The organism is Streptomyces sp. NPDC090032, assembly GCF_044748025.1.
Lineage (GTDB): Bacteria > Actinomycetota > Actinomycetes > Streptomycetales > Streptomycetaceae > Streptomyces.
The window spans coordinates 237423-259713 of the sequence record NZ_JBIVFF010000011.1 but is presented as its reverse complement, the minus strand read 5'-3'; the positions used below and the strand labels follow the sequence as shown (position 1 = coordinate 259713).

Annotated in this window: 22 protein-coding genes; 13 read left to right on the top strand and 9 right to left on the bottom strand. The window is 72.2% G+C overall.

All coding sequences use genetic code 11. The features are described 5' to 3' along the window. Positions 1-58: 58 nt before the first annotated feature. The gene (locus tag ACIPWY_RS27450) at positions 59-790 is read right to left on the bottom strand and encodes a ZIP family metal transporter (protein WP_393705535.1); all 732 of its coding nucleotides are present in this window, start codon (positions 788-790) and stop codon (positions 59-61) included. Positions 791-945: 155 nt separating this feature from the next. On the opposite strand from ACIPWY_RS27450, the gene cobM reads away from it, so the two are divergent. The 5 genes from cobM to cobC are packed head-to-tail and all read left to right on the top strand — an operon-like array spanning position 946 to position 6811. Next, positions 946-1773: a precorrin-4 C(11)-methyltransferase gene (gene cobM / locus ACIPWY_RS27445; RefSeq protein ID WP_326776391.1), complete on the top strand. Its 828-nt coding sequence runs from the start codon at positions 946-948 to the stop codon at positions 1771-1773. Further along, the gene (gene cbiE / locus ACIPWY_RS27440; protein ID WP_401535466.1) at positions 1770-3089 is read left to right on the top strand and encodes a precorrin-6y C5,15-methyltransferase (decarboxylating) subunit CbiE; all 1320 of its coding nucleotides are present in this window, start codon (positions 1770-1772) and stop codon (positions 3087-3089) included. The genes cobM and cbiE overlap by 4 nt, the downstream gene beginning before the upstream one ends. Beyond that, on the top strand, positions 3086-4834 hold the full coding sequence (gene cobJ / locus ACIPWY_RS27435; RefSeq protein WP_393705537.1) for a precorrin-3B C(17)-methyltransferase: 1749 nt from the start codon (positions 3086-3088) through the stop codon (positions 4832-4834). The genes cbiE and cobJ overlap by 4 nt, the downstream gene beginning before the upstream one ends. Continuing rightward, entirely contained in the window at positions 4831-5763 is a 933-nt protein-coding gene (locus tag ACIPWY_RS27430; protein ID WP_401535463.1) for a sirohydrochlorin chelatase, read from the top strand. The genes cobJ and ACIPWY_RS27430 overlap by 4 nt, the downstream gene beginning before the upstream one ends. Continuing rightward, positions 5753-6811 carry an Rv2231c family pyridoxal phosphate-dependent protein CobC gene (cobC, locus tag ACIPWY_RS27425; protein WP_362908076.1) on the top strand — a complete coding sequence of 353 codons (1059 nt, stop codon included), beginning with the start codon at positions 5753-5755 and terminating at the stop codon, positions 6809-6811. The genes ACIPWY_RS27430 and cobC overlap by 11 nt, the downstream gene beginning before the upstream one ends. A gap of 98 nt (positions 6812-6909) precedes the next feature. Here cobC and ACIPWY_RS27420 read toward each other — a convergent pair whose 3' ends face one another. Both ACIPWY_RS27420 and ACIPWY_RS27415 read right to left on the bottom strand, forming a co-directional pair. Then, positions 6910-7854 carry an SCO1860 family LAETG-anchored protein gene (locus ACIPWY_RS27420; RefSeq protein ID WP_362908075.1) on the bottom strand — a complete coding sequence of 315 codons (945 nt, stop codon included), beginning with the start codon at positions 7852-7854 and terminating at the stop codon, positions 6910-6912. A 336-nt stretch (positions 7855-8190) separates the two neighbouring features. Then, entirely contained in the window at positions 8191-9285 is a 1095-nt protein-coding gene (locus tag ACIPWY_RS27415) for an amidohydrolase family protein (protein WP_401535460.1), read from the bottom strand. Positions 9286-9395: 110 nt separating this feature from the next. On the opposite strand from ACIPWY_RS27415, the gene ACIPWY_RS27410 reads away from it, so the two are divergent. From ACIPWY_RS27410 to thpD, 5 genes are all read left to right on the top strand, one after another. Continuing rightward, entirely contained in the window at positions 9396-10505 is a 1110-nt protein-coding gene (locus ACIPWY_RS27410; RefSeq protein WP_362908150.1) for an aminotransferase class V-fold PLP-dependent enzyme, read from the top strand. Positions 10506-10900: 395 nt separating this feature from the next. Further along, on the top strand, positions 10901-11395 hold the full coding sequence (gene ectA / locus ACIPWY_RS27405; RefSeq protein ID WP_362908149.1) for a diaminobutyrate acetyltransferase: 495 nt from the start codon (positions 10901-10903) through the stop codon (positions 11393-11395). A 136-nt stretch (positions 11396-11531) separates the two neighbouring features. After that, positions 11532-12803: a diaminobutyrate--2-oxoglutarate transaminase gene (ectB, locus tag ACIPWY_RS27400; RefSeq protein ID WP_401535458.1), complete on the top strand. Its 1272-nt coding sequence runs from the start codon at positions 11532-11534 to the stop codon at positions 12801-12803. A gap of 40 nt (positions 12804-12843) precedes the next feature. Continuing rightward, on the top strand, positions 12844-13248 hold the full coding sequence (locus tag ACIPWY_RS27395) for an ectoine synthase (RefSeq protein ID WP_362908072.1): 405 nt from the start codon (positions 12844-12846) through the stop codon (positions 13246-13248). Between the two features lie 6 nt (positions 13249-13254). After that, positions 13255-14160, top strand: coding sequence for an ectoine hydroxylase (gene thpD / locus ACIPWY_RS27390; protein ID WP_362908071.1), 906 nt, complete (start codon positions 13255-13257; stop codon positions 14158-14160). A gap of 151 nt (positions 14161-14311) precedes the next feature. Here the strand turns inward: thpD and ACIPWY_RS27385 are convergent, their stop codons facing one another. Continuing rightward, positions 14312-15379: an alkene reductase gene (locus ACIPWY_RS27385; RefSeq protein WP_362908070.1), complete on the bottom strand. Its 1068-nt coding sequence runs from the start codon at positions 15377-15379 to the stop codon at positions 14312-14314. A gap of 177 nt (positions 15380-15556) precedes the next feature. Between ACIPWY_RS27385 and ACIPWY_RS27380 the strand changes: the two genes are divergently transcribed. Beyond that, positions 15557-16057, top strand: a complete 501-nt coding sequence (locus ACIPWY_RS27380; protein WP_393705540.1) for a MarR family winged helix-turn-helix transcriptional regulator — start codon at positions 15557-15559, stop codon at positions 16055-16057. Between the two features lie 52 nt (positions 16058-16109). Here the strand turns inward: ACIPWY_RS27380 and ACIPWY_RS27375 are convergent, their stop codons facing one another. The 5 genes from ACIPWY_RS27375 to ACIPWY_RS27355 all read right to left on the bottom strand — a co-directional run bounded on the left by ACIPWY_RS27375 (position 16110) and on the right by ACIPWY_RS27355 (position 20838). Then, positions 16110-17162 carry an aminotransferase class V-fold PLP-dependent enzyme gene (locus tag ACIPWY_RS27375; protein ID WP_389552243.1) on the bottom strand — a complete coding sequence of 351 codons (1053 nt, stop codon included), beginning with the start codon at positions 17160-17162 and terminating at the stop codon, positions 16110-16112. A gap of 144 nt (positions 17163-17306) precedes the next feature. After that, a complete protein-coding gene (locus ACIPWY_RS27370) occupies positions 17307-18023 on the bottom strand; it encodes a DsbA family oxidoreductase (RefSeq protein ID WP_362908067.1) in 717 nt (238 codons plus the stop codon). A 70-nt stretch (positions 18024-18093) separates the two neighbouring features. Continuing rightward, positions 18094-18570 carry a GNAT family N-acetyltransferase gene (locus ACIPWY_RS27365; RefSeq protein ID WP_362908066.1) on the bottom strand — a complete coding sequence of 159 codons (477 nt, stop codon included), beginning with the start codon at positions 18568-18570 and terminating at the stop codon, positions 18094-18096. 58 nt (positions 18571-18628) lie between these two features. Then, entirely contained in the window at positions 18629-19237 is a 609-nt protein-coding gene (locus ACIPWY_RS27360; protein ID WP_401535454.1) for a DUF1349 domain-containing protein, read from the bottom strand. A gap of 71 nt (positions 19238-19308) precedes the next feature. Beyond that, positions 19309-20838 carry an aldehyde dehydrogenase (NADP(+)) gene (locus tag ACIPWY_RS27355; protein ID WP_401535452.1) on the bottom strand — a complete coding sequence of 510 codons (1530 nt, stop codon included), beginning with the start codon at positions 20836-20838 and terminating at the stop codon, positions 19309-19311. A 134-nt stretch (positions 20839-20972) separates the two neighbouring features. Here ACIPWY_RS27355 and ACIPWY_RS27350 point away from each other — a divergent pair, with 134 nt between their 5' ends. Next, positions 20973-21746, top strand: a complete 774-nt coding sequence (locus ACIPWY_RS27350) for an IclR family transcriptional regulator (RefSeq protein WP_362908063.1) — start codon at positions 20973-20975, stop codon at positions 21744-21746. After that, positions 21746-22216: a GNAT family N-acetyltransferase gene (locus ACIPWY_RS27345; protein ID WP_362908062.1), complete on the top strand. Its 471-nt coding sequence runs from the start codon at positions 21746-21748 to the stop codon at positions 22214-22216. Before ACIPWY_RS27350 ends, ACIPWY_RS27345 begins: the two co-directional genes overlap by 1 nt. Positions 22217-22291: the final 75 nt, after the last annotated feature.

The following is a 22291-nucleotide window of genomic DNA, read 5'->3' as shown; positions in this document are numbered from 1 at the left end:
ACGGGTGCCAGGGCCTGTTCCGAGTTCCCCGCCGTCCGCGCGGAGCGCGCAACAGGCCCTAGTCCCCCGCCGCGCCGATCACCAGCCACATCAGGGCGGCGCCCGCGATCGTGCACAGGAGCGTGGAGCGCGCCGGGTGGTGGTGGCCGGCCTCCGGCAGGATCTCCGCTGCCGCGATGTACAGCAGAACGCCGCCGAAGAACCCGAGGTAGCAGGCGAGGGCCTGCCCCGGAATGGTGAAGAACAGGGTCGACGCTGCGCCCACCACCGGGGCGAGCGCGTCCGCGCCGACCATCGCGAGTGCCTTGCGGCGGGCGTTCCCGTAGGCGCGCGTGATCGTGTACGTGTTGAAGCCGTCCGCGAAGTCGTGCGTGATCACCGCGAGCGCGACGGTGTAACCCATGGTGCTGCTCACCTGGAACGAGGCGCCGATCGCGACGCCGTCCGCGACGCTGTGCCCGACCATCGCGGAGGCGGCGCCGAGGCCGACCTCGGGCACCTGCTCCTCGCCCTCCTGCGCCCCGTGCGGGGCCTGGCGCATCGCGAGCAGCCGCTCGACGATGTGAGCGGCGAGGAAGCCCGCGACGAACAGGAGCAGCGCGGCGGGCACTCCGTAGATCTCGTCGCCCGCGCCGTGCAGGGCCTCGGGGAGCAGGTCGAAGCCGACCACGCCGAGCATCAGGCCGCCGGCGAATCCGAGCACCAAGTGGCGCCGGTCGGTGACGTGGTGGGCGGTCCAGCCGCCGACGAGTGTCATCACGAACGAGCCAAGTGCGACGAGGACGGCCATGGTCCCTTGCTAGCGGATCGGCACACCCTGCGCACGCCCGGGACCGGCTGAGCCGCACCTTCCGACCCGTCCGATACCGCTCCCGTACCTCCGTACGACCGAACTGCGTACGAACCCGCACCACCCGAAGCTGCATCCCCGAGAGGACCCCAGTCATGCCCGAAGCAACCACCGGCAAGGTGACCTTCGTCGGTGCCGGGCCCGGCGCCGCCGATCTGCTCACGTTCCGCGCCGCGCGCGCCATCGCGGACGCCGATGTCGTCATCTGGGCGGCCAGCCTGGTGCAGGAGGAGGTCCTCGACCACGCGCGCGAGGGCGCCGAGATCCTGGACTCGGCGACGATGTCGCTGGAGGACGTCGTCGCCGTGTACGAGCGGGCGCACCGCGACGGGCTGCGGGTCGCGCGCATCCACTCCGGGGACCCGGCGCTGTGGGGCGGCACGCAGGAGCAGGTCGACCGGTGCGCGCGGCTCGGCATCGCGACGGAGGTGATCCCGGGTGTCTCGTCGTTCTCGGCCGTGGCCGCGCTCGTTCAGCGCGAGCTGACGATCCCCGAGGTCGCGCAGTCCGTGATCCTGACGCGGCTCGGCGGCGGCAAGACGCCGATGCCTCCGGGCGAGGAGGTGCGGGAGTTCGCACGGCACGGCACGACGATGGCGCTGTTCCTTTCGGCGGCGCGCAGCGGGCAGTTGGTGCGTGAGCTTCTGGAGGGCGGCTACCCGACGTCGACGCCGGTCGTCGTCGCGTACCAGGCGACCTGGCCGGAGGAGCTGATCGTGAAGTGCACGATCAGCACGCTGGAGGAGACCGTGAAGCAGCACAAGCTGTGGAAGCACACGCTGTTCCTGGTCGGGCCGGCCCTGGACGCGGAGGGCACGCGTTCGCACCTCTACCACCCGGGCCACTTCCACGGTTTCCGCAAGGCCGACCCCGAGGCGCGGGCCGCGCTGCGGGCCGGGAAATCGGCGCAGGCCCAGTCGTGATCACGGTCTTCGGTACGGGGACGGGGGCGCCGCTGTCCCCGGACCCGGCCCTGTCGACCGCCGCTGTGGTGGTCGGCGGGCGGCGTCATCTCGAGGCGGCCGAGGCGCTGCTGGCTCCCGGGGCGGAGCGGGTCGTGCTCGGACCGCTGGCTCCGGCGCTGAACGCGGTCGAGCGAGCCATCGAGAACGAGAAGGGGAACGAGAAGGGTCAGGGCGTCGCGGTGCTCGCCTCCGGCGATCCCGGGTTCTTCGGGATCGTGCGGGCGCTCGCCGAGCGGTTCGGGCCCGCGGCGCTCGACGTACGGCCCGGGGTGTCGTCGGTGGCGACGGCGTTCGCGCGCGTCGGCCTTCCGTGGGACGACGCGGCAGTGGTCAGCGCGCACGGCCGTGACCTGCGGACCGCGGTCAACGTGTGCCGCGCGCACCCCAAGACGGCCGTCCTGACGGGTCCCGGTGCGGGCCCGGCCGAGCTGGGCGCCGAACTCGCGCACGCGAGCGCCGACCGCGTCCTCGTCGTCGCCTCCCTCCTCGGCGACCCCGAGCACGAGAGCCTTGAACGTGTCACGCCGTCGGAAGCCGCCGCCCGTGACTGGGGCGACGCGGTGAGCGTGGTGCTGTGCCTGGACGAGAAGCGGGTGCTCGCACCGGTGCGCACCCTCGCCGGTCCTGGCCGCCCGCCGGCCCGATGGGCCCTGGACGAGGGCGAGTTCGCGCACCGCGACTCGATGATCACCAAGTACGAGGTGCGGGCGCTCGCGCTCGCGCGGCTCGGGCCGCGCCCGGGGGACCTGGTGTGGGACATCGGGGCCGGGTCCGGCTCGGTGGCCGTGGAGTGCGCGCGCTTCGGCGCCGCGGCCGTGGCCGTCGAGAAGACGGCGGACGGCGTCGCCCGTATCCGGGACAACGCCGCCGCCCACGGTGTCGATGTACGCGTCGTGCACGGCGCGGCGCCGACCGTCCTGTCCGATCTGGCCGACCCCGACGCCGTGTTCATCGGCGGGGGCGGGCGCGAGCTGGCCGCGATCGTGACGGCGAGCGCGCGGCGAGCGCGACGGTCCGTCGTGGTCGCGGTGGCGGCGGTGGACCGGGTGGGCGCGGTGCGGGACGCGCTGGGCGCGGCCGGGTTCGTCAGCGACGGGGTGCTGCTCCAGTCGTCCCGGCTCGCGCCGCTGCCGGGCGAGGTGTCGCGGCTCGCCGCGGCCAATCCGGTGTTTTTGGTGTGGGGCGTACGGCCCGACGCAGATGCGCAGAGCGCCACTTCCGAGGGCTTCCTTGAACGTCCGTGGACTTCCTTGAACGAAGGAGTAGTTGAGTGATCGGCCTGATTTCCGCCACGGCGGCTGGGGCGGTGTCCCGCGACCGGCTCGCGTCGGCGTGGCCGTCGCGTACGCGGGTGTACGAGGGTTCCGTGGGGGACGCCGTGCGGCGCGCGTTCACGGAGTGCGAGCAGGTGGTGTGCTTCCTGGCGACGGGGGCCGTGGTCCGGCTCGTGGCTCCGCTGCTGCGGGACAAGCACGTGGACCCGGGTGTGGTGTGCGTCGACGAGGCCGGGCGGTTCGCGGTGTCGCTGCTCGGCGGGCACGAGGGCGGGGCGAACGCGCTCGCGCGCGAGGTGGCCGCCGTCCTGGAGGCCGAGCCGGTGGTCACCACGGCGACGGACGCGGTGGACGTGCCGGGGCTCGACACGCTCGGCCTGCCCGTCGAGGGTGACGTCGCCGCGGTGACCCGTGCGCTCCTCGACGGTGAACCGGTTTCCCTGCACGCCGAGTTGGCGCACCCGCTGCCCGCACTGCCGGGCAACGTCGCGCCGGACCAGGTGGCTGATCACACGATCCGCGTCACCGACCGCGCCGTGGAACCCGCCGGCCGCGAGGTCGTCCTGCGGCCTCCGTCGCTCGTCGTGGGCGTCGGTGCCAGCAAGGGCGCTCCCGTGGACGAGGTGCTGGGGCTCGTGCGCGAGACGCTGCGGGACGCGGGTCTTTCGCCGCTGTCCGTGGCCCGCCTCGCGACCGTCGACGCGAAGGCCGGTGAGCCGGGCATCGTCGAGGCCGCCGAGCAGTTGGGTGTGCCCGTCGTGACGTACGGCGCCGAGACCCTCGCCGCGGTCACCGTGCCGAACCCGTCCGACGCTCCGCTCGACGCCGTCGGTACGCCGTCGGTGGCGGAGGCCGCCGCACTGGTCGGAGGCGGTGAACTCCTCGTTCCCAAGCGGAAGTCGGTACGCGCCGACGGGAAGCCCGCGATGGCGACGTGTGCCGTCGTGCGCTCCGCACCGCGCGGCCGGCTCGCCGTCGTCGGGCTCGGCCCCGGCGCCCGTGACCTCGTGACGCCGCGCGCCCGCGACGAGCTGCGCGCCGCGTCCGTCCTCGTCGGCCTCGACCAGTACGTCGACCAGATCAGGGACCTGCTGCGGCCCGGCACCAGGATCCTGGAGTCCGGGCTCGGCGCCGAGGAGGAGCGGGCCCGCACGGCGGTCGCCGAGGCCCGCAAGGGGCAGGCCGTCGCGCTGATCGGCAGCGGCGACGCGGGCGTCTACGCGATGGCGTCGCCCGCGCTCGCCGAGGCGTCCGACGACATCGACGTGGTGGGCGTACCGGGTGTGACGGCCGCGCTCGCGGCGGCCGCGATCCTGGGCGCGCCGCTCGGCCACGACCATGTCTCGATCAGCCTGTCCGACCTGCACACGCCGTGGGAGGTCATCGAGCGCCGGGTGCGGGCCGCCGCGGAGGCGGACATCGTGGTCACGTTCTACAACCCGCGCAGCCGGGGCCGGGACTGGCAACTGCCCAAGGCCCTCGGCATCCTCGCCGGGCACCGCGAGCCGGGCACGCCCGTGGGCGTGGTGCGCAACGCGTCCCGCGCCGACGAGTCGAGCCGGCTGACCACCCTCGGCGAACTCGACCCGGCCTGGGTCGACATGATGACCGTCGTGACCGTCGGCAACACGGCCACCCGGCGCATCGCGGGCCGCATGGTCACCCCGCGCGGCTACCGCTGGCAGCAGCCGGCCGCCGCCGCTCCCGACAACACCACCAGCACCACCCACAAGGAGTCCTCGTGACCACCCCTCCCGCTCTGCTCATCGCCGGACACGGCACCCGCGACGAGGCCGGTGCCGAAGCCTTCCGCGACTTCGTCAGGGAGCTCGGCCGCCGCCGTCCCGACCTGCCCGTGGCGGGCGGCTTCATCGAGCTGTCGCCGCCGCCGCTGACGGAGGCGGTGGGCGAGCTCGTGGAGCGCGGGGTGCGCCGGTTCGCAGCGGTGCCGCTGATGCTGGTGTCGGCGGGGCACGCCAAGGGCGACATCCCGGCCGCGCTCGCCCGCGAGAAGGAGCGCCACCCGGGGGTCTCCTACACGTACGGGCGTCCGCTGGGTCCGCACCCGTCGCTGCTGAAGGTCCTCGAGCGGCGGCTCGACGAGGCGCTGGGCGGCGGGGTCCGCACGCCGGAGGACCGGGCCGATGTGACGGTCCTGCTCGTGGGCCGTGGTTCGACGGATCCGGACGCCAACGCCGAGGTGCACAAGGCGGCGCGGCTGCTGTGGGAGGGCCGCGGCTACGCGGGCGTGGAGACGGCGTTCGTGTCGCTGGCCGCGCCGGACGTGCCGACGGGCCTCGACCGGTGCGTGAAGCTCGGCGCGCGGCGCATCGTCGTCCTGCCGTACTTCCTGTTCACGGGGATCCTGCCGGACCGTGTGCGGCAGCAGACGGAGGGCTGGGCCTCGGCCCACCCGGACGTCGAGGTGCTCTCCGCCGACGTGATCGGCCCGGAGCCGGAGCTGATCGATCTGGTCATGGAGCGGTACGAGGAGGCCGTCCGCGGCGATCTGCGGATGAACTGCGACACCTGCGTGTACCGGATCGCGCTGCCGGGGTTCGAGGACAAGGTGGGGCTTCCGCAGCAGCCGCACTTCCACCCGGACGACGACGGCGACCACCACGGCCACGGGCACTCGCACGGTCACGGGCACCCTCACTCGCATGCGCACTGACGACGGTCACGATCTGCGCCACCACGGCGACGCGGAGGTCCGCGGCACGGGTGCGGACCTCACGGATCTCGCGGTGAACGTCCGCGCGGACACTCCCCCGGCGTGGCTGCGCGAGCACATCGCGGACTCGCTCGGCGGGCTCGCCGCGTATCCGGACGGGCGGGCGGCCCGCGAGGCGGTGGCCCGCCGGCACGGGCTTCCCGTGGAGCGGGTGCTGCTCACGGCGGGGGCGGCGGAGGCGTTCGTGCTGCTCGCGCGCGCCCTGAAGGCCCGTCACCCGGTCGTCGTGCACCCGCAGTTCACGGAGCCGGAGGCGGCGCTGCGGGACGCGGGGCATGCCGTGGACCGGGTCCTGCTGCGCGAGGAGGACGGCTTCCGGCTCGACCCGGCGGCCGTGCCCGAGGACGCGGACCTGGTGGTGATCGGCAACCCGACGAACCCGACGTCGGTCCTGCACCCGGCGGCACTCATCGCCGAACTCGCCCGCCCCGGGCGGGTGTTGGTGGTGGACGAGGCCTTCATGGACGCGGTCCCCGGCGAGCGGGAGGCCCTCGCGGGCCGGAGCGACGTGCCGGGGCTCGTGGTGCTGCGCAGCCTGACGAAGACATGGGGGCTCGCGGGGCTGCGGATCGGCTACGTACTGGCGGAACCGGACATCATCGCGGAGCTGGAGCGGGCGCAGCCGCTGTGGCCGGTGTCCACGCCGGCGCTGGCCGCTGCCGAGGCGTGTGTGTCGCCGCGCGCCCTCGCGGAGGCGGCGCACGCGGCGCACCGCGTCGCGGCGGACCGGGCCCATCTCGTGGCGGGGCTCGCGGAGTTCGCGGCGGAGGGCGTGTCGCTGGCGGGTCCCGCGGAAGGTCCGTTCGTGCTGATACGGGTCCCGGGGGCGGCGGCGCTGCGCACGCGGCTGCGGGAGCGGGGGTTCGCGGTGCGGCGCGGCGACACGTTCCCGGGTCTGGGCGGGGACTGGCTGCGTCTCGCGGTGCGGGACAGGGCGACGACGGGCCGGTTCCTCCAGGCTCTCGACCAGGCGCTGACCAGCGGCTGACGGACACCTGCGGGTGGGCGGGAGTCCCCTCCACTCCCGCCCACCCGCTGCCCTCCGGTCCCCCCTCGGGCCCTCGGGTCCTTCCTCGAGCCCTCGGGTCAGGAACGTGCGCGCCGCGCGACGGCGACGGCCCCGCCGCCCGCGACCAGCAGCACGACGGCGCCGCCCGCGATGTACGGCGTCATCGAGCTCCCCCCGGTCTCCGCGAGGTCCGCCTTGGCTGCGGGCTTTGCGGCGGGCTCGGCGATCGGCTTGGCGGCGCCGCCCTGCGGCTTCACGTCGTCGGCCGGCTTGGCCGGGGGCTTCTGCGCAGGCGCCGCCGTGGGCGTCTCGCAGGTCGCGCCGGCGAGGGTCACCGTGCCCTCCACCTCCGCCACGTTCAGCTTGAGCGGGTTGACGGACACCTTCAGTTCGAGGGCGGAGGCGGCCGCCGTACGGGACGTGGTGTGCGTCTTCGAAAGGTCGAGCCGGACCTCGCCCACACCCGGGACCTTCACCTGGGTGGTGCCGCCCGCCGACAGGGTCACCTTCTTGCCGAGGACCGTGACCGCGCCCAGGACGTTCGACTCGGCGACGGGCCGCTTCCCCGTCTCGCAGACCGCCTTCGACGTGACCTGGCCGACCTCGATGAGCGAGAGCAGCGGCAGGCCCGGGATGTGGACCTTGGCGTGGGCGAGGTTGCTGTACCCCTCGGCCTTGTGGTCGTCGACGGTGGCCTTCGCGGTGGCCACGTCCGCCCGCAGGACGCTGAACGGCTGCCCGCCGTCGACGCCGTCCAGTTTGACCGTGAGAGCGGTCTTCTCGGCACTGGCGGGGGCCTGCACCTCGTTGAGCGTGGCCGTGAGCGGGACGTTCACGGTCTTGTTGAGCAGGGAGACGTCCAGGCCGGTACGGAGGACCACGGCGCTCGACTTGCCGCCGTGGCCGCCCGTCGCGTGCGCGGTGCCCGCGGTGGCGAGCAGCGCCGGGGCGACGGCCAGTGCCGTGGCGGCGGCCGACGCGGCGAGGCGGCGGGCGGGCGTGCGGAAGGTGGTGCTGGGCATGCTGATGGGACCCCCACGAGAGAAATGGAGCCGTCGGCCCCGCCCCGCCATGGGGGACATCGCGGGGGCGTGCGCCGTCGGCCTCGATGGAGGGAATCTTTACGCACTGAGAGTGAACGGGCAGCAGCCTGACGTGAGTTCACTCCAAAGTGAGGTTTCCGAGCTGGTCTTCGAATCTTTGGGCTCGGTTGTTCCCTGTTGCCCCACTGTTGTCACCCGGCCGACCGGTGCGCGTCGAACGAGCCGGTCGGCCGCGCGGGCGCGCACGAGTGGTGTGCAACGAGCGGGCGGGCCGCGGCGTCACGTTCCGTCAACCTGCTTCCGCCTACGGCCAGTTCAGCCCACGATGCGGCCGCGCAGCACCACGCGCCGGGGTGAGGCCAGGACCCATACGTCGGCGCGGGGGTCCGACTCGTAGACCACGAGATCGGCCGAGGCGCCCTCCTCCAGGCCGGGGCGGCCGAGCCAGGCGCGGGCTCCCCATGCCGTCGCGGAGAGCGCGTCCACGGCCGGGAGTCCGGCCTTGAGCAGTTCGGCGACCTCACCGGCGACGAGGCCGTGCGCGAGCGATCCGCCTGCGTCGGTGCCGACGTAGACCGGCACCCCGGCGTCGTACGCCGCGCGCACCGTGTCGTAGCGGCGCTCCCACAGGCGGGTCAGATGGGCCGACCAGCGGGGGAACTTGGCCTCGCCGGCCGCGGCGATCTGCGGGAACGTGGCGATGTTGACGAGGGTGGGGACGATCGCTACGCCGCGCTCGGCGAACAGCGGAATGGTGTCCTCGGTGAGACCCGTCGCGTGCTCGATGCAGTCGATGCCCGCCTCGACGAGGTCGCGCAGCGAGTCCTCGGCGAAGCAGTGGGCGGTGACGCGCGCGCCGAGCCGGTGCGCCTGAGCGATGGCGGCCTCGGCCTCCTCGCGGGGCCAGCACGCGGTCAGGTCGCCCGCGTCGCGGTCGATCCAGTCGCCGACCAGTTTCACCCAGCCGTCGCCGCGCTTCGCCTCCCGCGCCACGTAGGCGACCAGCTCGGGCGGCTCGATCTCGTGCGCGTAGTTGCGGATGTAGCGGCGGGTGCGGGCGATGTGCTGCCCGGCCCTGATGATCCTGGGCAGGTCCTCGCGGTCGTCGATCCAGCGGGTGTCGGAGGGGGAGCCCGCGTCGCGGATCAGGAGCGTGCCGGCCTCGCGGTCGGTGAGGGCCTGCTTCTCGGCGACGTCGGCGGGCACCGGGCCGTGCGTATCCAGGCCGACATGGCAGTGCGCGTCGACGAGTCCGGGCATGGCCCATCCGTCGACGGTGGTGATGTCGAGGCCGGGCCCGGCCGGACGGTCGTACGTCACCCGCCCGCCCACGACCCACAGCTCGTCCCGGACGTCGTCGGGCCCGACCAGGACCCGCCCCTTCACGTGCAGCACCGCGCGCTCACTCATGTCGGAAGCCTATGAGCCCGGTGGGTACGCTCGGAACGGCAGCCCGCCGTACGAACTCGTGAACGAAGATCACGGGCGACGTGAGCCCAGAGAGCGAAGAGAGCACGATCGTGACCCACCCCTTTCTTGACCTGGCCCCCCTGAGCGCCGAGCACTTCGCCTCGATCGAGCGGCGCGTGGCCGGGCTGCTCGGCACCTCGCAGGACGTCGTGATCATGCAGGGCGAGGCGCTGCTGCCCCTCGAAGGCGCGATCCGCGGCACCGCGCGCCCCGGCACCGTGGCCCTGAACATCATCACGGGCCCCTACGGCCAGACCTTCGGCGACTGGCTGCGGGACAGCGGCGCGACGGTGCACGACCTGGCGGTCCCGTTCCACACCGCCGTGACGGCCGAGCAGGTGCGCGACGCGCTCGCCGAGCACCCCGAGACCGACTTCGTCTCGCTCGTGCACGCGGAGGCGGCGACCGGCAACACGAACCCGGTCGCCGAGATCGGCGAGGTGGTGCGGGAGCACGGCGCCCTGTTCTACCTGGACGCGGTGGCGTCGATCGCGGCCGAGCCGGTCCTGCCCGACGCGTGGGGCGTGGACCTGTGCGTGATCGGCGCGCAGAAGGCCATGGGCGGCCCGGCGGGTGTGTCCGCGGTGTCCGTCAGCGCGCGGGCGTGGGAGCGGATGGAGTCCAACCCGCAGGCGCCGCGCCACTCCTACCTGTCGCTGCTCGACTGGAAGCACCGCTGGATCGACGGCGGCCGCAAGGCGCTGCTGCACGCTCCGGCGCAGCTGGAGATGCTCGCTCTGGAGGCGTGCGTCGAGCGCATCGACGCGGAGGGCCTCGACGCCCTGACGGCCCGCCACGCCGGCGCGGCAGCGGCCACCCGGGCGGGCGCGCTCGCGCTGGGCGGCGGCATCGAGCCGTACGTGTACGAGGCGCGGGACGCGGCGCCGGTGGCGACGACGCTGCGCGCCCCGGCGGGGATCGACGCCTCGGAACTGGTCGCGCGAGCCCTGGCGGTGGACCCGGTCCTGCCGCTGGTGGCCGGTGGCGGGGCGCTCGCCAAGGAGATGATCCGCGTCAACCACTACGGTCCGCAGGCCACCCGTGGCGTCGTGCAGTCCTCGCTCGCCGCGCTCGGCGGGGCGCTGGCCGAGATGGAGGGGTCCGGCGCGCCGGTGGACCTCGAGGGTGCGCGCCGGGCCGTCGCGGCGGCCTGGGTGTAACCCGCGCGGTCCGGCGACTTCACAAAGGCGGGCGCCACCCCTTCAATGGGGTGGCGCCCGCCTTTTATTTCCCGAGCCAATTCCCGTGCATTTCTCAGCACAGCTTCCCATATTCTTCTGCCCGCTTTCCGGGCACGTAAACACTAAGATTTCAACAACGGGAAACGGCGTAATTCGGACGCGTCTCGCGCGGGTTACGCGCTTGTGACGCACTCCACACCGAAGTCGTTTTGCGCAGTTCGCCCCAGGCAAATCTACGCATACCGCCGAGATTTCGCGTGCGCGCACACCCCCGCGCGATAACACAGAACGAGCGTTTACGTAACCCTCTCCCCCGATGCAATCCCAGAAATTGCTCGGTAAATTGAATTCACATGACCGCGCAATTCCTGGAAATGCCCGAGAGCCTGCGGATCGACCGGCCCGAGGTGGCCGACGGAGCCGCAATCTGGCGTATCGCCCGCGACTCGAAGGTGCTCGACCTCAACTCCTCGTACAGCTATCTGCTGTGGTGCCGGGACTTCGCCGCCACGTCCGTCGTGGCACGCGACGCCGCCGGCTCCGTCGCCGGGTTCATCACCGGATACATCCGGCCTGAGAACCCGCGCACCCTCGTGGTGTGGCAGGTGGCCGTCGACCATGCGCACCGGGGGCGCGGTCTGGCCGGGGCGCTGCTCGACGGGCTCTGGGCGAAGGTCGCCGCCGACCGCGCGACGACCGTGCTCGAAACGACGATCTCGCCCGACAACACCGCCTCGCAGCGGCTGTTCGCCTCGTTCGCGCGGCGCAACGGCGCGGAGGTCGCGCAGACGGTGCTGTTCGACGCGGGCCTCTTCCCGGACGACGGGCACGAGCCCGAGGTGCTCCACCGCATCGGGCCGATCGTCTGACCCACGACCGGCCCCGCCCCCCATTCACTTCCCGTCACCGCGAGACCGCGTCACCGCGGGACCGCGTGACGGTCACCGCTCCACCGCCCGACCTGTTCCAAGCCATCCCCCACTCCCATCTCCCAGGAGATTCGCTGTGACCATCACCCAGCCGGACCTGAGCGTCTTCGAGACCCTTGAGTCGGAGGTGCGCAGCTACTGCCGCAGTTGGCCCACCGTCTTCGACCGGGCGCAGGGCAGCCGCATGTTCGACGAGGACGGCCACGAGTACCTCGACTTCTTCGCGGGCGCGGGATCGCTCAACTACGGGCACAACAACCCCGTCCTCAAACGCGCCCTGATCGACTACCTGGAGCGCGACGGCGTCACGCACGGGCTCGACATGTCGACGACGGCGAAGCGCGCCTTCCTGGAGTCGTTCCAGAACATCATCCTGCGCCCGCGTGACCTGCCGTACAAGGTCATGTTCCCGGGCCCGACGGGCACCAACGCCGTCGAGTCGGCGCTGAAGCTGGCCCGCAAGGTCAAGGGCCGCGAGTCGATCGTGTCGTTCACGAACGCCTTCCACGGCATGTCGCTCGGCTCCCTCGCGGTGACCGGCAACGCCTTCAAGCGCGCGGGCGCCGGCATCCCGCTGGTGCACGGCACCCCGATGCCGTTCGACAACTACCTCGACGGGCAGACGCCGGACTTCATCTGGTTCGAGCGCCTCCTCGAGGACTCCGGCTCGGGCCTGAACACGCCCGCCGCCGTGATCGTCGAGACGGTGCAGGGCGAGGGCGGCATCAACGTGGCCCGCGCCGAGTGGCTGCGCAAGCTCGCCGACGTGTGCAGGCGCTGGGACATGCTCCTGATCGTCGACGACATCCAGATGGGCTGCGGCCGCACCGGCGCCTTCTTCTCCTTCGAGGAGGCGGGCATCACGCCGGACATCGTGACCGTGTCGAAGTCCATCAGCGGGTACGGACTCCCCATGTCCCTGTGCCTGTTCAAGCCGGAGCTCGACATCTGGGAGCCGGGCGAGCACAACGGCACGTTCCGCGGCAACAACCCCGCATTCGTGACGGCCGCCGCCGCCCTGGAGACGTACTGGACCGACGGCGCCGCCATGGAGAAGCAGACCCTGACGCGCGGCCAGCAGATCGAGGAGACCCTGAGCGCGCTGCGCACCGAGTACCCGGACGACACCGTCGAGTACCGCGGCCGCGGCCTGGTCTGGGGCATCGAGTTCCGCGACAAGGAGCGGGCGGGCAAGGTGGCCAAGCGCGCCTTCGAGCTCGGCCTGCTCATCGAGACCTCCGGCCCCGAGAGCGAGGTCGTCAAGCTGCTTCCGGCGCTGACGATCACGCCCGAGGAGCTGGAAGAGGGGCTGCGCACGCTCACCAGGGCCGTGCGCGAGACCGCCTGACACCCCTCAGGAACGCAGAAGAGAGAGGCAGCAACTCACCGTGATTGTCCGTTCGTTCAAGGAGATCGAGAACACCGACCGGCACGTGAAGGCCGCGTCCGGCACGTGGGAGAGCAAGCGCATCGTGCTCGCCAAGGAGAGGGTCGGCTTCTCCCTGCACGAGACGACCCTCTACGCGGGTACGGAGACGAGGATGTGGTACGCCAACCACATCGAGGCCGTGCTGTGCGTCGAGGGCGAGGCCGAGCTCACCAACGAGGAGACCGGCGAGAAGCACTGGATCGAGCCGGGCACCATGTACCTCCTGAACGGCCACGAGCACCACACGCTGCGGCCCAAGACGGACTTCCGCTGCGTGTGCGTGTTCAACCCGCCCGTCACCGGGCGGGAGGACCACGACGAGAACGGCGTCTACCCGCTGCTGACCGAGCCCGAGGAGGCCTGATCCCCCATGACCGCCCTTTCTGCGGACCCTGACATCACAGACCTGTACCCGACTCGCGGCACGGTTGAGGTGGCCACCCCGCGCGTCGACCCGGTCGTCTGGTCGCCGCCGGGAGCGCGGGGTCCGATCCGTCAGTCGGACCTCGCGGGCTTCGAACGGGACGGCTTCCTCGCGATCGAGGAATTGATCGGCCCGGACGAGATCGGCGTCTACCAGGCCGAGTTGAACCGGCTGGTCACGGATCCGGCGATCAAGGCCGACGAGCGTTCCATCGTCGAGCCCACGTCGCAGGACGTGCGGTCCGTCTTCGAGGTGCACCGGATCAGCGAGGTGTTCGCGAACCTCGTGCGCGACGAGCGCGTCGTGGACCGGGCCCGCCAGATCCTCGGCTCGGACGTCTACGTCCACCAGTCGAGGATCAACGTCAAGCCCGGTTTCGGGGCGAGTGGCTTCTACTGGCACTCGGACTTCGAGACCTGGCACGCGGAGGACGGCCTGCCGAACATGCGGACCGTGTCCGTCTCGATCGCGCTGACCGAGAACTACGACACCAACGGCGGCTTGATGATCATGCCGGGGTCGCACACGACGTTCCTGGGCTGCGCGGGCGAGACGCCGCGGGACAACTACAAGAAGTCCCTCCAGATGCAGGACGCGGGCACGCCGTCGGACGAGGCGCTGACCGCGTTCGCGGACCGGCACGGCATCCGCCTGTTCACCGGCCGCGCGGGTTCGGCGACGTGGTTCGACTGCAACGCCATGCACGGCTCCGGGGACAACATCACCCCGTACCCGCGCTCGAACGTCTTCATCGTGTTCAACAGCGTGGAGAACGCGGCGGTGAAGCCGTTCGCGGCTCCGGTGCGGCGACCCGAGTTCATCGGGGCGAGAGACTTCACTCCGGTGAGGTAGCGCCGCTCCCGGCTGGGGGCTCGGGGGTCGTCCCCCGAAAAACACAGCATCGGGGCGAGAGACTTCACTCCGGTGAAGTCGCCTTCGTACAGGCGTAGTTGGGGCGGCTCCCGGTCGGGGGCCGCCCCAACTCGCGTTGCGGGAGGGTGCGTCAGGCGGTCAGCGCGGGGTAGTCCGTGTAGCCCTTCGCGTCGCCGCCGAAGAACGTCGCCGGGTCCGGGGCGTTGTACGGGCCCTGCGTCTTCAGGCGGGCGGGCAGGTCGGGGTTGGCGAGGAAGAGCGCGCCGAACGTGATGATGTCGGCGATGCCGTCCTCGATCACGGAGAGGTCGCCGTGCCCGGTGGGCCCGTCGCTGAGGACGTTGATGACGAACGTGCCCGAGAACTGCTTGCGCAGCGCCAGGGTCAGCTCGCGGATGTCCGAGCTCTCGAGGACGTGCAGGTAGGAGAGGCCGAGCGGCTCGATCTCCGTGACCAGCGCGGTGTACGTCGGCGCCGGGTCGCTCTCCTCGATGGAGTTGTACGCGTTGCCGGGCGAGATCCGCAGGCCGGTCCGCTCGGCGCCGATCTCGGCGGCGACGGCCTTGACGACCTCGACGGCGAAGCGGATGCGGTTCTCCGCGCTGCCGCCCCACTCGTCGTCACGCAGGTTGGTGTTGGGCGCGAGGAACTGGTGGATGAGGTAGCCGTTGGCGCCGTGCAGCTCCACGCCGTCGAAGCCCGCCTCGATCGCGTTGCGGGCGGCGGTGGCGTAGTCGGCGATGGTCGCGCGGATCTCGTCGCCGGTCAGCGCGCGCGGGGTGACGAAGTCCTTCATGCCCTCGTGGGTGAAGCCCTGGCCCGCCGGGGCGACCGGGGACGGGGCGACCGGGGTCTGGCCCTCGGGCAGCAGCACGGGGTGGCTGATCCGGCCCGCGTGCATGATCTGCGCGTAGATCCTGCCACCCTTGGCGTGTACGGCGTCGGTGACCTTGCGCCAGGAGGCGATCTGCTCGTCGCTGTGCAGGCCCGGGGTCCATGCGTAACCCTGCCCTGCGGCGGACGGCTGGATGCCCTCGGTGATGATCAGGCCGGCCGAGGCGCGCTGCGCGTAGTACTCGGCGGTCAGGTCGGTGGCGGTGCCGCCCTCACCGGCCCGGCTGCGGGTCATCGGGGCCATGGCGATGCGGTTGGCGAGCTGGACGCCGGAGAGGTCGATCGGGTCGAAGGCGGTGGTCATGGCTACTCCATCCAAAGGCAGGCGAGGCAGTGCCGACCAATATGTGGTCGGCCAAGTAATCGGGCCGAGTGCCACTGTAACCGATTCATTGGCCGACCAAGGTAATCTCTGTGTGAAGAGACCGAACCCCCGTGGAGACCGAATCCACGGCGAGGCCGGAACCGATCAGGAGTCGCCATGACGGACGAGCCACCTTGTAGTGAGCACCTGCCCGAGGCCGCCCGCTGCGGCCCCGTCAGCCACGCGCTCTCCCGCGTCGCGCGGCTGCACCGGATCACCGCGGGCAAGCTGCTGCGCGGGCTCGGCCTCTATCCGGGCCAGGAGTTCCTGATGATGCACTTGTGGGACAAGGGACCCGTGCGTCAGTCGGAGCTCATCAAGGCGGTCGACCTGGACCCGTCCACGGTCACGAAGATGCTCCAGCGGCTCGAACAGGCCGGTCATGTGCGGCGCAGCCCCGATCCGCGCGACCGACGGGCCGTGCTCGTGGAGACGACGGACGCCAGCTGCGGCCTGCTCGGCGACGTGCAGCACCAGTGGGGCGAGCTGGAGGACCACACGCTGCGCGGCCTCGACAAGGAGGAGCAGACCGAACTCCTGCGGCTGCTCGCCAAGGTCGAGGCGAACCTGTGCGCGGATGCGTCGGACTGCCCGGGCGCGGGGCCGGCCGACAGGTGACCTCGCCATAGCGGGCGGGCCCGCCCCGTGCCCCGCCCCGTGCCCAAAGGGCTCAGTCCGAGAGCGCCTCAAGGAGCCGGTCGACGTCGGACTCCGTGTTGTACAGGTGGAAGGCCGCCCGCAGGTTGCCCGCGCGGTCGGAGACCTCGATGCCGGCGCGGCTGAGTTCCGGCTGCCGTACACCGAGGCCCGGCACGGAGACCACGGGCGAGCCGGGCGCCGGCACGGGCACGTGGCCGAGCGTGGCGAGACCCGCGCGGAAGCGGTCGGCCAGGGCGAGGTCATGGGCGCGGATCGCGTCGACGCCGAGTTCCTCGATGAGGGCCAGGGAGTGCCGCGCGCCCGCGTACGAGAAGAGGCTCGGGCTCTCGTCGAACCGCCGGGCGGAGTGGGCGAGCTCCTGGACGGGTCCGTAGCAGCTGTCCCACGGGCGCTCGCCCGCGACCCAGCCCGCGAAGACCGCGGTGAGTGAGCCCAGGTCCTGCGGTACGACGAAGAAGGTGACGCCGCGCGGGCACAGGAGCCACTTGAAGGCGACGGCGGACGTGTAGTCCTGCGCGTCCGCGTCGACGGGGAACCAGCCCGCCGCCTGGGAGCAGTCGATGTAGGTGCGGGCGCCGTGGGCGCGGGCCGCCTCGCGGATGGCGGGCAGATCGGCGACGCGTCCGTCGGCGGACTGGGCGGCGCTGACGGCGACCAGCGCGGTGCCGGGACGCACGGCGTCGGCGATCCGCTCCAGGGGCGCGGTGCGGACCTTGAGGTCGCCGCGTACGTGGAAGGGGTTCACGGTGGAGCTGAAGTCGTCCTCCGCGGTGAGGACTTCGGCGCCCGCCGGCAGCGAGGCGGCGAGGACGCCGGTGTAGACGGCCACCGACGCCCCGGCCGCCACCCGGTCGGCCGGGACTCCGGCGATCCGGGCGAAGGAGGCGCGGGCGGCCTCGACGTCAGCGAACATGTCGGCGGGGCGGCCGGCCGCGACGGAGGCGACCGCGTCCCTCATGGCCGCCACCGCGCGGGACGGGAGCAGCCCGGTGCTCGCGGTGTTCAGATAGGTCGTGACGGGTGCGAACTCGGCGCGCACGAGCGCGTGATCGAGAGTCTCCATGAGACCACTGTGCCGCCTCGCCAACTATCGGTCCATTGCGAGTTGTTGAGCAGTACCCCTAAGCGTGTCTTATAAGAGCTGCTCCGACGGGGCTGATGAGTGCTGCTCCGGCGGCTCTTACAAGAGACACTCCCGCGGCGTGTGTCAGCTCTGCGGGACCGCGCATCCGTCCGGACCGCAGGCCTCGGCGTCGCCGCTGTCGATGACCTGGAGCGGCGAGCGGCTGTCCCACGCCTGTTCCAGCGCCTGGGCGAAGACCTCGGCGGGCTGGGCTCCGGAGACGCCGTACTTGCGGTCGAGGACGAAGAAGGGCACGCCGTTCGCGCCGAGCTCGGCTGCCTCGCGCTCGTCCGCGCGCACGTCGTCGGCGTACCGGGCGGGGTCGGCGAGGACGGCGCGGGCCTCGTCGGCGTCGAGTCCGGCCTCGGCGGCGAGGCCGATCAGGTACTCGTCGGCGTCGGCGAAGACGGACCGCTCTTCGGCGAAGTTCGCCCGGTACAGGAGGCCGATCAGCTGGTCCTGGCGGCCCTGCTCCTTCGCGAAGTGAAGGAGGCGGTGCATGTCGAAGGTGTTGCCGTGGTCGCGGCCCTCGGTGAGGTAGTCGAGTCCTTCGGAGGCGGCGTTCTCGCCGAGGCTGCTCTCGGCGGCCCGCGCCTGGTCCTCGGTCATGCCGTACTTCTGCGCGAGCATCGGGATGACGAGTCCGCTGTCGCCCTTGGCGCGCGTCGGGTCCAGCTCGAAGGAGCGGTGGACCACCTCGACGCCGTCACGGTGCGGGAAGGCGGCCAGGGCCTTCTCGAAGCGGGCCTTGCCGACGTAGCACCAGGGGCAGGCGATGTCGGACCAGATCTCGACGCGCATGGGGGTCACTCCAGATTCGTACGGGGCAGGGTGCGCCCTGCGACCCCTCTCAACGCCCGCCTCCGGCGGCTCATTCCCCGGGCCCGGCGGTCAGGCGCAGCCGCATCCGCCGATGGCTGCCGCCGTGGTCCCCGTACCCCTCGTCGGCCCAGCCCTGGCGGGCGTAGAAGGCCTGGGCGCGCTGGTTGTCCCCGTGGACGTCCAGCCAGGCCTGGGTGAACCCGTCCGCGTGCCATTCCTCGACGCAGGCCGCGTGCAGCTCGGAGCCGACGCCCTGGCGCCAGTGGTCGGGGCTGACGTGGAACTGGAAGAGCTTGACCACGTCCTTCGGCTCGCCCTCCGGCGTGCGGAAGGAGGCGAGGCCGACGACGGCCCCGTCCCGTACGGAGACCAGGATCTGGGAGCGGGGGCGGGCGATCGCCTCCCCCCACGCCTGCACCCAGTCGGTGCCGTCGTCGGGGAACCCTTCCGGGTAGTAGGTGGCCCGGGCGCGCAGGTGCAGCGCGGCGAGTGCGGGGGCGTCGGCGGGGACGGCTGTTCTGATCACGCCGGAAAAGACGTCCTCTCCGGCTTCCGGGTTCCCCCGCCGCCCGGTTCCCGGGGTGTCAGGAGCCGTCCCGCAGGCCCTGCGGCCAGCTGGGGCGGAACTCGATGTCCTCGTAACGGACGGCGCAGCCGTCACCGAGCGGGGACTGCGCCATGAAGCCGACCAGGGCGGAGCCCGCGGATTCCTCGTCGCCCAGCGAGAAGATCCGGACGAAGGTCCACTTCTCGCCGTCCTGCGAGGCGTGGAAGGCGAACGCCGAACCGGTGCGGCTGATGCGCAGCCACACCGTGCTGCCGCCCACGACGAACGCGTTCGCGTCGTCGGAGCGGCCGCGCGTGACGACGGTGCAGACGGTCGGCTCGTCGGGCGAGCGCTCCAGGCAGAGCTTGGCCCACTCGCGCTCGCCGACGTGCAGATAGAGCACGCCCGCGTCGCCGGCGGCGGTCAAGCCGACCGTGACCCGGGCGAGCAGCTGGAAGTCACCCTCGGGCACCCCGAGCAGGCGGGGCGCGTCGGACGCCGGATCCAGGGCCGTGCCGGTGGGCGGCACGAAGCGGTCCTGGCGGGGTCCGGCCCGGCCGGTGAGCACCCCGTCCTCGTACGACCATTGCCCGTCGGGGCCGTAGGCGCGCAGCGGGAAGGGGAGTTCGGGGAGCTCGATGTCCATCGGGTCAGTTTTCCAGGTGAGGGGCGGGTTACCCGGTGAGGGGCGGGCCTGCCGGTGAGGGGCGGGCGGGTTCAGAGTTCCTGACGGCCCTCGTAGCGGCGCGGCAGGCCCAGCGGGTTGTCGTCGCGCAGCTCCGGCGGCAGGAGCGCCTCGGGGGTGTTCTGGTACGCGACCGGCCGCAGCCAGCGCTCGACGGCGGTGCCGCCCACGGACGTCGACGTGGACGTCGTGGCCGGGTACGGGCCGCCGTGGTGCTGGGCGGGGGCGACGGCGACGCCGGTGGGCCAGCCGTTGACCAGGACGCGGCCCGCGAGCGGGGTCAGTTCGGCGAGGATCTCCGCGCCGCGCCCCTGGCCCGCTGCCTCGCCCGCGGACAGGTGGACGGTGGCCGAGAGGTTGCCGGGCAGCCGCGAGAGCACGGCGGTGACCTCGGCGTCGTCCTCGTAGCGGGCGACGACGGTGACCGGGCCGAAGCACTCCTCCAGGAGGAGGTCGTGGGCGCCGTCGGTCGCCAGGCGCTGGGCGGGGACCGTGAGGAAGCCGGGGCTGACGGTGTGCTCGCTGCCCGCGCCCGGGGTCACGGGGGCGTCCACGTCGGGCAGCGCCGCGCGCTCGGCGACGCCCGCGACGAAGTTGTCGCGCATGCGGTGGTCGAGGAGTACGCCCGCTTCGGTGTCACTGACGGCATCGGTGAGGGACTTGACGAGGCGGTCGCCGTCGGCGCCCACGGGCGCGAAGACGAGGCCGGGCTTCACGCAGAACTGGCCGACGCCGAGCGTCATCGAGCCCGCCAGCCCGGCGCCGATCTGCTCGGCGCGCTCGGCCACGGCCTCCGCCGTGATGACCACGGGGTTGAGGGAGCCGAGTTCGCCGTGGAAGGGGATCGGCACGGGGCGGGCGGCCGCCGCGTCGAAGAGGGCGCGTCCGCCCCGTACGGAACCGGTGAATCCGGCGGCCGAGACCAGCGGGTGCTTCACGAGCTCGACGCCCGCCTCGAAGCCGTGGACCAGCCCGAGGAGGCCCTCCGGGATGCCGTGCTGGGCGGCGGCCCTGCGCAGCACGGAGGCGACCAGTTCGGAGGTGGCCGGGTGATCCGGGTGCGCCTTGACGACGACGGGGCAGCCCGCGGCGAGCGCGCTCGCGGTGTCGCCGCCGGGCACGGAGAAGGCGAACGGGAAGTTCGACGCCGAGTAGACGGCGACGACGCCCAGGGGCACCTTGTAGCGGCGCAGGTCCGGGATCGGCGGGGTCGCCGAGTCGTCCGGGTGGTCGATGACGACGCCCAGGAAGGCGCCCTCGTCGACGATGTCCGCGAAGGCGCGCAACTGGTAGCTGGTGCGGGCGAGTTCACCGGTGAGGCGGACGGGACCGAGCGCGGTCTCGGCGTCCGCGGCCTCCACCAGATGGTCCTTGGAGGCGTCGAGGAGTTCGGCGGCACTGCGCAGGAAGGCGGCGCGCACGGTGCGGTCCGCGAGGGCTCCCGCGGCGGCGCGCGCGGCGCGGACCGCCTGGTCCACCTCCTGGGCTGTGGCTTCCACCGCAACCTGCTCCCGCTGCTTCCCGGTTCGGGGGTCGACACTCCAGACTGGTGCTGCTGCCACCGCGGGTTCCTCCAGATCTGTGCCGCTCACCTGACGACGAACAGCAGCTGTTCGATATGCTGAACGCTGTTCCTGATGATGAATACGCTACGGACTCAGGACACTAATTCTGGTCGAACGAAGGGGTCAAGGGAATGTCGGCAGGTGAGACGAGCGGCGGGGCTCAGGTCAAGTCCGCGGTTCGGACCGTGGAACTGCTCGAATACTTCGCGGGCCGGCCCGGAATGCACTCTCTGGCGGCCGTCCAGGAAGCGGTCGGCTACCCCAAGTCCAGCCTGTACATGCTCCTTCGCACGCTCGTCGAGCTCGGCTGGGTGGAGACGGACGCGACGGGCACGCGGTACGGGATCGGGGTGCGCGCCCTGCTCGTCGGTACGTCGTACATCGACGGCGACGAGGTGGTGGCCGCGGCCCGCCCCACCCTCGACCGGCTCTCGGACGACACCACGGAGACGATCCACCTGGCGCGCCTCGACGGCACGAACGTCGTCTATCTCGCCACGCGCCAGTCGCAGCACTACCTGCGGCCCTTCACCCGCGTCGGCCGCCGGCTGCCCGCGCACTCCACGTCCCTCGGCAAGGCGCTGCTCGCGACCCACACCGACGAGCAGGTCCGCAAGATGCTCCCCGAGACGCTCCCGGCGCTCACCGAGCACACCATCACCGACCGCGAGAAACTCATCGAGGAGCTGCACGCGGTGCGCGAGCAGGGCATCGCGGTGGACCGCGAGGAGAACACACTGGGCCTTCGCTGCTTCGGCGTCGCGATCCCGTACCGCACTCCGGCGCGCGACGCGATCAGCTGCTCGGTGCCGGTGGCGCGGCTGACTCCCGCGCACGAGCAGATGGTGAAGGACGCGCTGTTCGACGCCCGCGACCGGCTGACCCTGGCGACGCGGAGGCTCTGATGGAAGTCACGCTGCGTGCCGTCGAGGAGAGTGACGTCCGCGCCTTCTTCCAGCACATGAACGACCCGGAGGCGGCCCGCGTCGCCGCGTTCGTCTCCCCCAGGGGGTCCGACTGGGGCAAATTCGAGGCGCACTGGAAGCGGATCTGTTCGTCGTCCGACGTGGTGCGCGCCGTCGTCGCCGACGGCGAACTCGTGGGGAGCGCGGCCGTGTACGGGGAGCGGGGCGATCTCGAGGTCACGTACTGGATCGACCGCGCGCACTGGGGGCGCGGACTCGCCACGGCGGCGCTCCGCGCGTTGCTCGCCGAGGTCCCGGAGCGCCCGCTGCACGCACGCGCCGCGACCGACAACATCGGCTCGCTGCGCGTCCTGGAGAAGTGCGGTTTCCGTGTCACCGGCCAGGATTCGGGCTTCGCCCACGCGCGCGGGAGGGAAATTCCCGAGTACGTGCTGGTGCTCGACGCGTAAGCGGTACACGGCGGGTGCCCCGTACGCCTGCGGCGGCCGTGGTCTCCCCCGCGCGGCGGAGGCGGATCGGCTGCG

Coding starts and splice junctions, on each gene's coding strand:
- ACIPWY_RS27450 (WP_393705535.1), bottom strand. CDS start 790: ATGGCCGTCCTCGTCGCACTTGGCTCGTTCGTGATGACACTCGTCGGC.
- cobM (WP_326776391.1), top strand. CDS start 946: ATGCCCGAAGCAACCACCGGCAAGGTGACCTTCGTCGGTGCCGGGCCC.
- cobC (WP_362908076.1), top strand. CDS start 5,753: ATGCGCACTGACGACGGTCACGATCTGCGCCACCACGGCGACGCGGAG.
- ACIPWY_RS27420 (WP_362908075.1), bottom strand. CDS start 7,854: ATGCCCAGCACCACCTTCCGCACGCCCGCCCGCCGCCTCGCCGCGTCG.
- ACIPWY_RS27415 (WP_401535460.1), bottom strand. CDS start 9,285: ATGAGTGAGCGCGCGGTGCTGCACGTGAAGGGGCGGGTCCTGGTCGGG.
- ectA (WP_362908149.1), top strand. CDS start 10,901: ATGCCCGAGAGCCTGCGGATCGACCGGCCCGAGGTGGCCGACGGAGCC.
- thpD (WP_362908071.1), top strand. CDS start 13,255: ATGACCGCCCTTTCTGCGGACCCTGACATCACAGACCTGTACCCGACT.
- ACIPWY_RS27385 (WP_362908070.1), bottom strand. CDS start 15,379: ATGACCACCGCCTTCGACCCGATCGACCTCTCCGGCGTCCAGCTCGCC.
- ACIPWY_RS27380 (WP_393705540.1), top strand. CDS start 15,557: ATGACGGACGAGCCACCTTGTAGTGAGCACCTGCCCGAGGCCGCCCGC.
- ACIPWY_RS27375 (WP_389552243.1), bottom strand. CDS start 17,162: ATGGAGACTCTCGATCACGCGCTCGTGCGCGCCGAGTTCGCACCCGTC.
- ACIPWY_RS27370 (WP_362908067.1), bottom strand. CDS start 18,023: ATGCGCGTCGAGATCTGGTCCGACATCGCCTGCCCCTGGTGCTACGTC.
- ACIPWY_RS27360 (WP_401535454.1), bottom strand. CDS start 19,237: ATGGACATCGAGCTCCCCGAACTCCCCTTCCCGCTGCGCGCCTACGGC.
- ACIPWY_RS27350 (WP_362908063.1), top strand. CDS start 20,973: ATGTCGGCAGGTGAGACGAGCGGCGGGGCTCAGGTCAAGTCCGCGGTT.
- ACIPWY_RS27345 (WP_362908062.1), top strand. CDS start 21,746: ATGGAAGTCACGCTGCGTGCCGTCGAGGAGAGTGACGTCCGCGCCTTC.